The following is an 11,770-nucleotide window of genomic DNA, read 5'->3' as shown; positions in this document are numbered from 1 at the left end:
GCTGGCCGCCGGTGCCGCGCTGCTCGCCCTGGCCGGGGGCGCCGGAGCGCTGCTGACCTCCGACGGCCGGCCGGGCCCCACGGCCGCCGGCGCGTCGTCGGCTGCCTCGCGGCCCGCCGCCGGGACCATCGCCGGGGCGCTGCCCGAGGACTCCGACGTACCGCGCGCCCTGCGCCCGCACATCACCCGGGCCGCCGAGCGCTGCGCGGAGCAGGAGGTGACGCCCGCGCTGATCGCCGCCATGCTCAAGACGGAGAGCGGCTTCGACGCGCACGCGCGGCGCAAGGACGAGTACGGCATCGCGATGTGGACCCCGCGGGTCTTCCACGCCTGGGCCGTGGACGGCGACCACGACGGCCGCAAGGACTACTGGTCGCCGCCCGACGCCATCGCCTCCATGGGCTCCTACCTGTGCTGGCTCGCCCAGCAGTTCACAGCGGGCGGGCTGCGCGACGACCTGCCCGAGCTGATCGCGGCGGGCTACCGCACCAGCAGCCGGGTCGTTCTCGACGCCCGTGGCGTGCCCGCCCGCACCCGTGACTACGTGGACCGGGTGGCCCGCCAGCTTGCCCGGTACTCCCGCTGACACCCCCCTGACCTGCGGTGCTGTCCCGGCCCTGACAGATGTCAGGTACCGCGGCGGCCGGCGGCGGCGCACGGTGGATCTCGTAAGGCGGGGAGCTGCACGGCAACGGCAGCGCCCCAACGGGGAAAGCAGCACGGAAGGACGAGCACCATGCGCAGGACCGCAGTCACCAGGACGATCGCCAAGCTGGCCGTCGCGACCGCAGCGACCGGCAGCCTCCTCGCGACGACCGCCGCCGCCCACGCCGCCCCGCAGCCGCAGCGCTCCGCCGCCCCGGCGCACGCCGCGCAGAAGGCCGTGGCCCAGGTGTGCACCGTCAACGACAACGGGGTCAACTTCCGGGGCGGGCCCGGCGAGAACTTCCCGGTCCTGGGGAAGGTCAACGCCGGCCAGAAGCTGAACGCGCGCGGGCAGCAGGGCAACTGGATCATGGGCGACCTGTGGGGCGGCCGGACCGGGGTCTGGATCCACGTCGCCTACCTGAACTGCTGACACCGGCCGACGGGGGTTACCGGCCGAACGGGGGAGACCGGCCGACGGGGGATACCGGCCGAACGGGGGACGCCGCGCCGGGTCCGTGCTGCAACAGCGCGGCCCGGCGCGGCTGCCGTGTGCCCACGGGCAGGCCGAGCGCGTACGGGGAGGCGAGGACGGCCTTACGGAACTTCCCGGTGCCCGGCTACTTCCCGGTGTCCGGCTGGATGTCGGTGATCCGCAGGGTGTTCAGGTCGGAGGTGACGAGCAGCTGGGTGTGGCGCGGGTGCTCGGCGCTGCCGAAGGTCAGGCGGACCCGGGTCCAGGCGCGGCCCATCGCGCTGTCGTTGTACGTGACGCGCCAGGCCCGCGGCGAGTCCTGGGCGCGTAGCACGCCGTCCGCGTGCTCGCGCCGCTCCCAGTTCGCCAGGTGTGCCCGCAGCTCGGGGGTCAGGTAGTGGGCGCGCAGGGCCTCGGCCAGCGCGCCGCGCCCCTCGTCGTCGCGCACGGCGTCGAGGTAGCTGCCGTAGAAGTCGGCGACCCGGTCGACGGCCGATTCCGTACTGCCGCTGCGGGTGGGTACGTCGGCCTGGTCGCCGGCCGGCGCGGGGGCGGACGCGGCGGCGGCGCCGGATCCGGCGGGTGCGGTGACGGCGAGGGCCGACAGGGCGGCGGCCAGGGCGGCGCGGCGGACGGTCCGGTTTCCGGACATGGCGGTGCTCCTTGTTCCCGGTGCCTCGCCTCCCGCCGGTGCGCCGTGCGGAGGCCGCGGCCGCTGGCCGGTGCGCTGCGGGGGAGGGGAGGCGCGTACGTCGGAACGGCCGCCTCCGCGCGGTGCACGGGCCACGGGTAACCGGGACACGGGCGGCCAATCCTCCCGGGCCGCCCGCCGCGCGGGAACGGCGCGAAGCGGTGCCCCGGCGGCCGGATGTGGCCGGTGGGGAAGCCGGGACGCGCCGGTGGGAGGACCCGGGCGGCGGTCCGGAATGCCGGGCGTGCACCATGTCGGAAGTGGAATTCCGTCCTGAGGAGAGTGCCGTGGCCCGAGACGTCAGGTCGCTGCTGGCCGAGCTCGACTTCGCGAGCGTCACGCCCGAGGAGTTCGCGCGGATCGTGAAGGGGCTGTCGACCAGGGAGATCACCGAGCTCGCGCGCGGGGAGCTGCGGGACCGGGTGCTCGGTGAGATCTTCGGGCGGATGGCGCGGCAGTTCCGGCCCGAGGAGGCCGGGGAGCTGCGCGCGGTGATCCGCTGGCGGATCACCGGTGAGCGGGAGGCCGTCTACGAGACCACACTCGCGGACGGGGTCTGCACGGTCCGCGAGGGCACCGGCACGGCCGAGCCCCGGCTGACGCTGCGGATGGGCGACGCGGAGTTCCTGCGGCTGGTGTCGGGCAACGGCAACCCGGTGACGATGGTGCTCACCCGCCGGATCAAGGTGTCCGGCGATCTGGGACTGGCCGCCGGCATGAACCGGTACTTCGACATCCCCAAGGTCTGAACGGGGTAGTTCCTTCTGGGGCCCAAGTGACGCCCGGGGTACGAGAAGTTGATGTCCACCCCCTTGACCGGAGCCTGCCAATCGGTAAAGTCTAGACCAATTGGCGCATGGGAATCCGGTCCTCCCCACCCAGTCGGCACCGCACCACCGGGGCGGCAGCGGCCCCGCGCGCCGTGCACCACACCTTCGCGTCACCCACCCCCACCAGCGAGGTCCACCCGAACCGGACGTACGGCGCGACAGCGCCGGAACGTGCCTGCCCCGGGCCGGACCTCCACCGTGAAGGAGTCGACATGCACCAGAAGAGAAAGATCGCCACGGCCATCGGCGCCGCGCTCGCCCCGCTGCTCGTCGTGACCCTGCCGGCCGGTTCGGCCAGCGCGCACGGCTATGTCAACGCCCCGGCCAGCCGCCAGGCCCAGTGTGCGGCGGGCACCGTCTCCTGTGGAGACATCAAGTGGGAGCCGCAGAGCGTCGAGGGGCCCAAGGGCCTCAAGAGCTGCAGCGGCGGCAACGCCCGGTTCCGGGAGCTGGACGACGACAGCAAGGGCTGGAAGGCCACGTCGGTGGGCGGCTCCCAGAACTTCACCTGGCGACTGACGGCCCAGCACCGCACCAGCACCTGGCAGTACTTCATCGGCGGCCGCAAGATCGCCGAGATCAACGACCACGGGGCCAAGCCGCCGGCCACCGTCACCCACAACGTGAACTTCCAGGGCATCAAGGGCAAGCAGAAGGTGCTCGCCGTCTGGAACGTCGCGGACACCGCCAACGCCTTCTACGCCTGCATCGACGTCAACATCCGCTGATGCCGGAGCGGGGCGGCGGGACCCGCGTCCGCCGCCCTGATTCCGTCGGGCGCGCCAACGCCCGTACCGCTACAGCTCCTTGATGCGGATGTCGCGGTACGAGATCACGTCGGACGCCCCGTGCACCTGGAGGCCGATGTAGCCGGACGCGTACCGGCGGCCGTCGGTGCCCGGGTCGTCCGGCCGCGGCGGGGAGAACTCCTGACCGCCGGTGTTGTCGAACTCGTTGATCAGCACACCGTTGCGGAGGACCGCGTAGTGCTGGCCGGTCACCCGGATCTCGTAGTCGTTCCAGGTGCCCTTCGGCGTGACGCCCGCACCGCCGAGGCCGACCCGGTCGAAGCCGTACACCGAACCGGTCTTGTACGGGTCGCCGTCCGGCCGGTCAAGGATCTGCACCTCGTGCCCGTACTTGACGGCCACCCACTCCGGCCGGGGCTCCTCGGGGTGGTCGTACGGCGGCGCGGCGACCCGCTGCCCGACCGGCAGTTCACCATCGTCTTCAACGACATGACGATCAACATCCTGCCGAAGGGGCCGGACTTCACGGCGACGGTGGGGGACCGGGTCGAGATCGTCTCGATCACCCACGGCGAGTACTACCACACCTTTCACCTGCACGGTCACCGCTGGGCGGACAACCGTACGGGCCTGCTGGACGGCCCGGAGGACGCCGCCCGGGTCATCGACAACAAGATCACCGGGCCCGCCGACTCCTTCGGCTTCCAGTTCGTCGCGGGCGAGGGCGCGGGCGCCGGGGCCTGGATGTACCACTGCCACGTCCAGAGCCATTCCGACATGGGCATGGCGGGTCTGCTGCTCATCGCCAAGCCCGACGGCACCGTCCCGGGCCACGGCGGCCACCACGGCCACGGCGGAGCGTCCCCGCGGCCTCCGGCACAATGATCGGCATGACGCAGACGAGGGGTACGGAACAGTCGGGCACGGAACAGCCGGGCACGGCACAACCGGGCGCGGACGGCGCCCGGTTGCTGGACGGCAAGGTCCTGTTGATCACCGGGGCGGGGCGCGGCATCGGCGCCGCCGCGGCACGGCTGTTCGTGCGGGAGGGCGCCGCGGTCGTGCTGACCGCGCGGACGGAGCCGGAACTGGCCGCCGTCACCGAGGAGATCCGCGCGGCGGGCGGCAGCGCCGACCATGTCGTCGCGGACCTGGCGGACGCGGACGCCGTTCAGCGGGCGGTGGACACGGCCGTCGAGCGGCACGGCCGCCTGGACGGCGCGTTCAACAACGCGGGCATGGGCATCGCGCACGCCCCGCTGGCCGAGATCCCGGTGGCGGAGTTCGACCGGATCACCGCCGTCAACCACCGGGGCGTCTGGCTGGCGATGGCCGCCGAGATACGGGCGATCCTGGCCACCGCCGGCACCGGTGCGATCGTCAACAACAGCAGCGTCGGCAGCCTCAAGCCGTCCGCCGGCATGAGCCTGTACGGCGCCTCCAAGCGCGCCGTGAACAGCCTGACCCAGACCGCCGCCGTCGAGTACGGCCCCCAGGGCATCCGCGTCAACGCCATCGCCCCCGGAACCACCATGACCGCCATGATCGAGGACTGGGCCGCCCGCGAACCCGGCCTGCTCGACCGGCTCACCTCCCGTACCCCGCTGCGCCGCGCGGCCGCCCCCGAAGAAGTGGCGCAGGCCGCCGCGTGGCTGCTCAGTGACCGCGCCTCGTACGTGACGGGCGCGGTCCTGCCCGTCGACGGCGGCCTCACCGTCTGAGCGGGGACCGGCGTGGACCTGACGGCCCTGCGGACGTTCCGGACGGTGGCCCGGCACGAGCACATCAGCCGGGCGGCGGCCGAACTGCGCGTCGCCCAGCCCGCGGTGAGCCGGACGATCGCCCGGCTGGAGGCGGAGCTGGGCGTGCCGCTCTTCGACCGGCAGGGGCGCTCGGTCCGCCTGAACCGGTACGGCGCCGCCTTCCTGCGCCGCGTCGAGCGCGCGCTCGGCGAGCTGGACGACGCGCGGCGCGAACTGGCGGACGCCGCGGGGCTGGACCAGGGGCGGGTCGTGGTCGCCGCCGAGACGCTGCTGACGCTCACCTCGCTGCTGTCCGCCTTCCGGGCCGCGCACCCCGGCGTCGAGATCCGGCTCCATCAGTCGACGGCGGAGGTGATGGCCCGTCAGCTGGCGGACCGCGAGGTGGACCTGTGCATCGCCTCGCAGCCCCTGAGCGGTGCCGGGCTGCGGTCGGTGGTGCTCAGGGAGGAGGACGTGCTGCTGGCCGTACCGGTCGGCCACCCGCTGGCCGGACGTGAGTGCGTCGGTCTGGACGAGGTCGCGGACGAGCCGTTCGTCACCACCCGCCGCGGGCACTGGCAACGCGAGCTGCTCGACCGGCTGTTCGCGGCGGCGGGCCGCAGCCCCGTCATCACCTGCGAGGGCGATGAGCCGGCCGCGACCCAGTTCATGATCGGGGCGGGGCTCGGCATCGGGCTCATCCCGGAGATCGCCCGCAACGAGTCGGCCGAGGCGCCGGTCCGCTGGCTGCGCCTGGACGTACCGGGCTGCCGCCGCACGCTGTGCCTCGTACGGCGCGCGGACACCTATGTCTCGGCGGCGGAGCGGCGGTTCGAGGCGGCGGCGGTCGCGCACTTCGGAGGGCGGGCGTTGACGGAGTGAGTACTCACTCCGTACGGTGGGGTGCCTCAGCGACCCTTGGGGAGGGCCCGTGCCCGTCACGCTCAACCACACCATCGTGCCCGCCGCCGACCACCGCGCGGCGGCCCGGTTCCTCGCCTCGGTCATGGGGCTGGAGGAGCTGCCGCCGGCCGGCCGCGACGGGCACTTCGCGCCGGTACGCGTCAACGACGAGCTGACCCTCGACTTCATGGCGGTCCCGGAACCGCAGGGCCACCACCTGGCCTTCGACGTGGACCCGGACACCTTCGACGCGATCCTCGCGCGCATACGGAACGCCGGAATCGCTTACGGCAGCGAACCCGCCCACCCGGACAACGGCCGCACCGACCACCCGCTGTGCCCGCGCGGCCTGTTCTTCCGGGACGACTCCGGGAACCTGTACGAGGTGATGTCCCCGGCGTGAGGCCCGCCCGCTACAGTTCGCCGCCCGGCATTCCGAACGCCTTGAGGATCCGCTCCGCCGCGAGCGTCGCCGTCAGCGTGCCGGACCGCACCTCCCGCTCCACCTCCGGTGCCACGTCCCGGACGCCCGGGTGCTCCTGGAGCCGGTTCAGCAGCTGCTCGCGGACCATCGACCAGGTCCAGTCGACCTGCTGCCCGCGCCGCTTCTCCGCCAGCGCCCCGGTGGACTCCAGCAGTTTGCGGTGCTGCTCGACGCGGTCCCACACCGTGTCCAGGCCGGTGCCCTCGCGGGCGCTGCACGTCAGGACCGGCGGGGTCCAGGCGGCGTCCGGTGGCTGGAGCAGGCGCAGCGCACCGGACAGCTCCCGGGCCGCCGACTTCGCGTCCCGCTCGTGCGGCCCGTCCGCCTTGTTGACCGACACCAGGTCGGCCAGCTCCAGCACGCCCTTCTTGATGCCCTGGAGCTGGTCGCCGGTACGGGCGAGGGTGAGCAGCAGGAACGTGTCGACCATGTTGGCGACGGCCGTCTCGGACTGGCCGACGCCCACCGTCTCGACGAGCACCACGTCGTAGCCCGCGGCCTCCATCACGACGATGGATTCCCGGGTCGCCCGCGCCACCCCGCCGAGCGTGCCCGAGGTGGGGGAGGGCCGTACGAACGCCGCCGGGTCCGCGGCCAGTCGCGCCATCCTGGTCTTGTCGCCCAGGATGGAGCCGCCGGTACGGCTGGAGGACGGGTCGACGGCCAGCACGGCGACCCGGTGCCCGGCCTCCGTCAGCTGGGAGCCGAGCGCGTCGATGAACGTCGACTTGCCGACCCCGGGCACCCCGCTGATGCCCACCCGCCGGGCCGTGCCGGCGTACGGCAGCAGCTCGACCAGCAGCCGCTGCGCCAGCGCCCGGTGGTCGGCCCGGGTGGACTCCACGAGCGTGATGGCGCGCGCGATCCAGGCCCGGGAGCCCTCGCGCACGCCCGCCGCGTACTGGTCGATGTCGATCGTCGGTCGCTTGCGGGCCGCTGCCGGCCGGGGCTTGTCAGGCGTCAACGTCGTGGCTCACAGGTCGTGGCCGAGGACCCCGGCGAGGTCCTTGACCAGGTCGTACGCGGCATCGGGGATCACCGTACCGGGCGGGAAGACGGCCGCGGCGCCCGCCTCGTGGAGCGCCGGGATGTCACCCGGCGGGATCACGCCGCCCACCACGATCATGATGTCCTCCCGGTCCTGCGCCGCCAGCTCCTCGCGCAGCGCGGGCACCAGCGTCAGATGCCCGGCGGCCAGCGAGGAGACGCCGACGATGTGCACGTCCGCCTCCACCGCCTGCCGGGCGACCTCCGCCGGCGTCTGGAACAGCGGGCCGACGTCCACGTCGAAGCCCAGGTCGGCGAAGGCCGTCGCGATCACCTTCTGGCCGCGGTCGTGGCCGTCCTGGCCCATCTTGGCGACCAGGATGCGCGGCCGGCGCCCCTCGGCCCGCTCGAACTCCGCCACCAGGTCCCGGGTCCGGTCCACGCCGGAGGACGGTCCCGCTTCGTCTCGGTACACACCGGAGATCGTACGGATCTGCCCGGAGTGGCGCCCGTAGACCTTCTCCAGTGCGTCGGAGATCTCACCGACCGTCGCCATCGCGCGGGCCGCGTTCACGGCCAGCGCCAGCAGGTTGCCCTCCAGGCCCTGGCCCGGACCGGCCTCGGCGGCGGCGGTCAGCGCGCGCAGCGCGTCCTGGCAGGCCGCCTCGTCGCGCTCCGCGCGCAGCCGTCGCAGCTTGTCGATCTGCTGCGCGCGCACCGCCGAGTTGTCGACCTTCAGCACGTCGATCTGCTCGTCGGTGTCCACCCGGTACTTGTTGACGCCGATCAGCGCCTGCCGCCCCGAGTCGATCCGCGCCTGCGTACGGGCCGCGGCCTCCTCCACCCGCAGCTTCGGGATGCCCGCGTCGATGGCCTTGGCCATGCCGCCGGCCGCCTCCACCTCCTCGATGTGCTGCCAGGCCCGGCGCGCCAGGTCGTGGGTCAGCTTCTCGACGTACGCGCTGCCGCCCCACGGGTCGATGACCCGGCAGGTGCCCGACTCCTGCTGGAGGAAGAGCTGCGTGTTGCGGGCGATGCGGGCGGAGAAGTCGGTGGGCAGGGCCAGCGCCTCGTCCAGCGCGTTGGTGTGCAGCGACTGGGTGTGGCCCTGCGTCGCGGCCATCGCCTCCACACACGTACGCGTGACGTTGTTGAACACGTCCTGGGCGGTCAGCGACCAGCCGGAGGTCTGCGAATGGGTGCGCAGCGAAAGGGACTTGGGATTCTTCGGGTCGAACCGCTGGACCAGCTTGGCCCACAGCAGCCGGGCCGCGCGCAGCTTGGCGATCTCCATGAAGAAGTTCATGCCGATGGCCCAGAAGAAGGAGAGCCGGGGCGCGAACGCGTCCACGTCCATCCCCGCGTCGATGCCCGCCTTCAGGTACTCCACACCGTCCGCGAGGGTGTACGCCAGCTCCAGGTCGGCCGTCGCGCCCGCTTCCTGGATGTGGTAGCCGGAGATGGAGATGGAGTTGTAGCGCGGCATCTTCTGCGAGGTGTACGCGAAGATGTCGGAGATGATCCGCATCGAGGGGCGCGGCGGATAGATGTAGGTGTTGCGGACCATGAACTCCTTGAGGATGTCGTTCTGGATGGTCCCGGCCAGCTTCTCGGGCGGTACGCCCTGCTCCTCGGCGGCCACGATGTAGAGCGCGAGGACGGGCAGCACCGCGCCGTTCATCGTCATGGACACGGTCATCTTGTCCAGCGGAATGCCGGAGAAGAGCTGCCGCATGTCGTAGATCGAGTCGATGGCCACGCCCGCCATGCCGACGTCACCGGTCACCCGCGGGTGGTCGCTGTCGTAGCCGCGGTGGGTCGGCAGGTCGAAGGCGACGGACAGGCCCTTCTGACCGGCCGCCAGGTTGCGCCGGTAGAAGGCGTTGGACTCCTCGGCGGTGGAGAAGCCCGCGTACTGCCGGATGGTCCAGGGCTGGTTGACGTACATGGTCGGGTACGGGCCGCGCAGGTACGGCGTGATGCCCGGGTACGTGCGCAGGAAGTCCAGCCCGGCCAGGTCCTCGCCGGTGTACAGCGGCTTGACCTCGATGCCCTCGGGCGTCTCCCACACCAGGTCGTCGACGCCCTTGCCGGTGGCCTCCTGGACGGCGGCCGTCCACTGCGCCGCGTCGCCCTCCGGGGCCCCGGGCCCGCCCAGCTCGACCGTGCTGAAGTCCGGGATGGCGCCCGCCTGCCCATTCGCGTGCTCCATCACGCCACCTCCATGACATCCAGGGCCGAGGCCAGCACCTCGACCGCGTCGCAGCCCGCGAAGACGAACGCGTCCACTCCGGCTTGTTCATATGCTTCCCGCTGCTCGCCCGGTTTCCCGGCCAGCAGCACCTGCCGTGCGCCCGCGGCCTTCAGCGCCTCCGCGACCCCGGCGGCCTGCTCGGCGTAGAGCGCGTCGCTCGAACACAGGCAGGCGATGCCCGCGCCGCTGGCCCGGAACGCCTCCGCCACCGACTCCGCGTCCACCGACACCGGGTCGTGCACCGGCTCGACGCCGCCCGCCTGGAGGAGGTTCGAGGCGAAGGTGGCGCGCGCGGTGTGCACGGCGGCCGGGCCGAGCGCCGCGAGGAACGCCTTGGGGCGGCTGCCGGTGGCCGCCAGGTGCGCGTCCGAGCGGGCGCGCAGCGCCTCGTACGCCTCGTCCCGGCGCACCCGCGGCAGCCCGCCGCCCGCCGGTACGGGCGCGGGCTCGCGCTCCACCGGCGCCTCGGCCAGGAACGGGAACTCGCTGACACCGGTGACCGGTTCACGGCGGTGCGCCAGGGCCTTGGACCGCTTGCGCCAGGTCGAGGCCAGCCGCTCGCCGACCATCCCCGAGCCGAGCGCCGTGGCCTGCCCGCCCGCGGCCTCGATCTCCTGGAACCAGCCCCAGGCGGCGCGCGCCAGCTCGTCGGTGAGCCGCTCCACGTACCAGGAGCCGCCCGCCGGGTCGATCACCTTCGACAGGTGCGACTCCTCCAGCAGGATCGACTGGGTGTTGCGCGCGATACGGCGGGCGAACGCGTCCGGCAGCCCGAGCGCGGCGTCGAAGGGCAGGACGGTGACGGCGTCCGCGCCGCCCAGGCCCGCCGAGAGGCCCGCAACCGTGGTGCGCAGCATGTTCACCCACGGGTCCCGACGGGTCATCATGACCGTCGAGGTGACCGCGTGCTGACGCTGCGCACGGGCCGCGGGGGAGGCGCCGCACACCTCGGCGACGCGCGACCACAGCCGCCGGGCGGCCCGCAGCTTGGCGATCGTCAGGAACTGGTCGGCGGTGGCCGCGTACCGGAATTCCAGCTGTGCACAGGCGGCGTCCACGCCGAGGCCCGCCGCGGTCAGCTCCCGCAGGTAGGCCACGCCGGTGGCCAGCGAGCAGCCCAGCTCCTCGGCGGTCGAGCCGCCCGCCTCGTGGTACGGCAGCGCGTCCACGGCCAGCGCGCGCGTGCGGGGCGCTTCGTCGGCGCACCGCCGGGCCAGTCCGGCCGCCGCCTCCAGGTGTCCGGCCAGGTCGTCCGCGCGGCCGGTGCGGGCCAGCACGCCCAGCGGGTCGGCGCCCAGGGTGCCCGTCCTCTCGGACGGCGCCACGCCCCTGGCGTCGCAGAGCCGGAACCAGGCGTCGGCCGCCTCCGCGAAGTCCGCGCCCGCGTCCAGGGCGACGGCCGCGAGGTCCAGGTAGACACCGTCCAGTGCGGCGGGCAGGTCCGCCACCGGCACGCCGCCGTCCCCCACGGCCAGCCACAGCGAGGTGACGCCGTTCTCCAGGTCGGCGAGGACCGCCTCGTTGGCGCGCCGCGGATCGGTGTCCGCGTGACGCTGCCGTACGTCCCAGCCCGCGACGGTGCTGCCGGTGGCGCGGCCGGCCCGTACGAACGGCGGGAAACCGGGGCGGCCGATGGCGTCGGCGGCGGCGGGCGCGTCCTCGGCGGTGTAGAGCGGACGGACCTGGATGCCGTCTTCGAGCGCGGTGGCGAGCACGTCTTCGGCGGCAGTGCCGGTCGCCTCCGCGGCGCCCGACTTGCGCAGCACGCCTTCGACCAGGCGCTGCCACTGCTCGCGGTCCGCGTCCGGGAACGCGGCGGCCAGAGGAAGTTCGGGGGACTGGGCGGTCATGGCAGCAGGCTAGGCGAACGGTCGTTAGCCGCAGCAGGGCCACGGGCTGTGACCTTGCACTCGTTGACCTGGGATTGCTCCGTTGGGAAGCTCTACGATCGCCCTTCCGGCGGTATGGCTACCCGCCAGTAGAAGCGCGCGGTGGGAAGTTCGCCGCTTT

Annotated in this window: 11 protein-coding genes and 2 pseudogenes; 8 read left to right on the top strand and 5 right to left on the bottom strand. The window is 73.2% G+C overall.

From position 1 onward, the window contains the following. On the top strand, positions 1 to 586 hold a 586-nt coding region (locus IH45_RS0131900), incomplete at its 5' end, for a lytic murein transglycosylase (RefSeq protein WP_234440752.1). Positions 587 to 736: 150 nt separating this feature from the next. After that, entirely contained in the window at positions 737 to 1,078 is a 342-nt protein-coding gene (locus IH45_RS0131895) for an SH3 domain-containing protein (RefSeq protein WP_030676524.1), read from the top strand. A gap of 187 nt (positions 1,079 to 1,265) precedes the next feature. On the opposite strand, the gene IH45_RS0131890 is transcribed toward IH45_RS0131895, so the two are convergent. Further along, positions 1,266 to 1,772 carry a hypothetical protein gene (locus IH45_RS0131890; RefSeq protein ID WP_030676521.1) on the bottom strand — a complete coding sequence of 169 codons (507 nt, stop codon included), beginning with the start codon at positions 1,770 to 1,772 and terminating at the stop codon, positions 1,266 to 1,268. A gap of 326 nt (positions 1,773 to 2,098) precedes the next feature. Between IH45_RS0131890 and IH45_RS0131885 the strand changes: the two genes are divergently transcribed. Together IH45_RS0131885 and IH45_RS0131880 are read left to right on the top strand one after the other, a co-directional pair. After that, positions 2,099 to 2,560 (top strand): SCP2 sterol-binding domain-containing protein, encoded by a 462-nt coding sequence (locus IH45_RS0131885; protein ID WP_030676518.1) that lies wholly within the window; start codon positions 2,099 to 2,101, stop codon positions 2,558 to 2,560. Positions 2,561 to 2,853: 293 nt separating this feature from the next. After that, positions 2,854 to 3,369 carry a lytic polysaccharide monooxygenase auxiliary activity family 9 protein gene (locus tag IH45_RS0131880; RefSeq protein ID WP_030676516.1) on the top strand — a complete coding sequence of 172 codons (516 nt, stop codon included), beginning with the start codon at positions 2,854 to 2,856 and terminating at the stop codon, positions 3,367 to 3,369. Positions 3,370 to 3,438: 69 nt separating this feature from the next. Here IH45_RS0131880 and IH45_RS1000000148220 read toward each other — a convergent pair. Next, positions 3,439 to 3,828: pseudogene (locus IH45_RS1000000148220) on the bottom strand (3-keto-disaccharide hydrolase); the annotation flags it as partial. On the opposite strand from IH45_RS1000000148220, the pseudogene IH45_RS0131870 reads away from it, so the two are divergent. The 4 genes and pseudogenes from IH45_RS0131870 to IH45_RS0131855 form a co-directional block, all read left to right on the top strand. After that, positions 3,796 to 4,275 (top strand): annotated as a pseudogene (locus tag IH45_RS0131870) (multicopper oxidase domain-containing protein); the annotation flags it as partial. The pseudogenes IH45_RS1000000148220 and IH45_RS0131870 overlap by 33 nt on opposite strands. 5 nt (positions 4,276 to 4,280) lie before the next feature. After that, complete coding sequence (locus IH45_RS0131865; protein ID WP_234440751.1) at positions 4,281 to 5,111, top strand: SDR family NAD(P)-dependent oxidoreductase; 831 nt, start codon at positions 4,281 to 4,283, stop codon at positions 5,109 to 5,111. A gap of 12 nt (positions 5,112 to 5,123) precedes the next feature. After that, complete coding sequence (locus IH45_RS0131860; RefSeq protein WP_030676506.1) at positions 5,124 to 6,014, top strand: LysR family transcriptional regulator; 891 nt, start codon at positions 5,124 to 5,126, stop codon at positions 6,012 to 6,014. Positions 6,015 to 6,063: 49 nt separating this feature from the next. After that, positions 6,064 to 6,438, top strand: coding sequence for a VOC family protein (locus IH45_RS0131855; protein WP_030676503.1), 375 nt, complete (start codon positions 6,064 to 6,066; stop codon positions 6,436 to 6,438). Between the two features lie 10 nt (positions 6,439 to 6,448). Here IH45_RS0131855 and meaB read toward each other — a convergent pair whose 3' ends face one another. Genes meaB through IH45_RS0131840 form a run of 3 tightly spaced genes read right to left on the bottom strand, consistent with a single transcriptional unit; the run spans position 6,449 to position 11,610 of the window. Next, entirely contained in the window at positions 6,449 to 7,483 is a 1,035-nt protein-coding gene (gene meaB, locus IH45_RS0131850) for a methylmalonyl Co-A mutase-associated GTPase MeaB (protein WP_030676500.1), read from the bottom strand. 9 nt (positions 7,484 to 7,492) lie between these two features. After that, positions 7,493 to 9,718: a methylmalonyl-CoA mutase gene (gene scpA, locus IH45_RS0131845; RefSeq protein ID WP_030676497.1), complete on the bottom strand. Its 2,226-nt coding sequence runs from the start codon at positions 9,716 to 9,718 to the stop codon at positions 7,493 to 7,495. After that, a complete protein-coding gene (locus tag IH45_RS0131840) occupies positions 9,718 to 11,610 on the bottom strand; it encodes a methylmalonyl-CoA mutase family protein (RefSeq protein WP_030676495.1) in 1,893 nt (630 codons plus the stop codon). Before IH45_RS0131840 ends, scpA begins: the two co-directional genes overlap by 1 nt. Between the last annotated feature and the right edge of the window lie 160 nt (positions 11,611 to 11,770).

Origin of the sequence: Streptomyces rimosus subsp. rimosus (assembly GCF_000720725.1) — a bacterium.
In the GTDB taxonomy this organism is placed as follows: Bacteria; Actinomycetota; Actinomycetes; order Streptomycetales; family Streptomycetaceae; genus Streptomyces; species Streptomyces rimosus_A.
The sequence above is the reverse complement of the archived record's forward strand: the minus strand, read 5'-3'. Positions and strand labels throughout refer to the sequence as shown.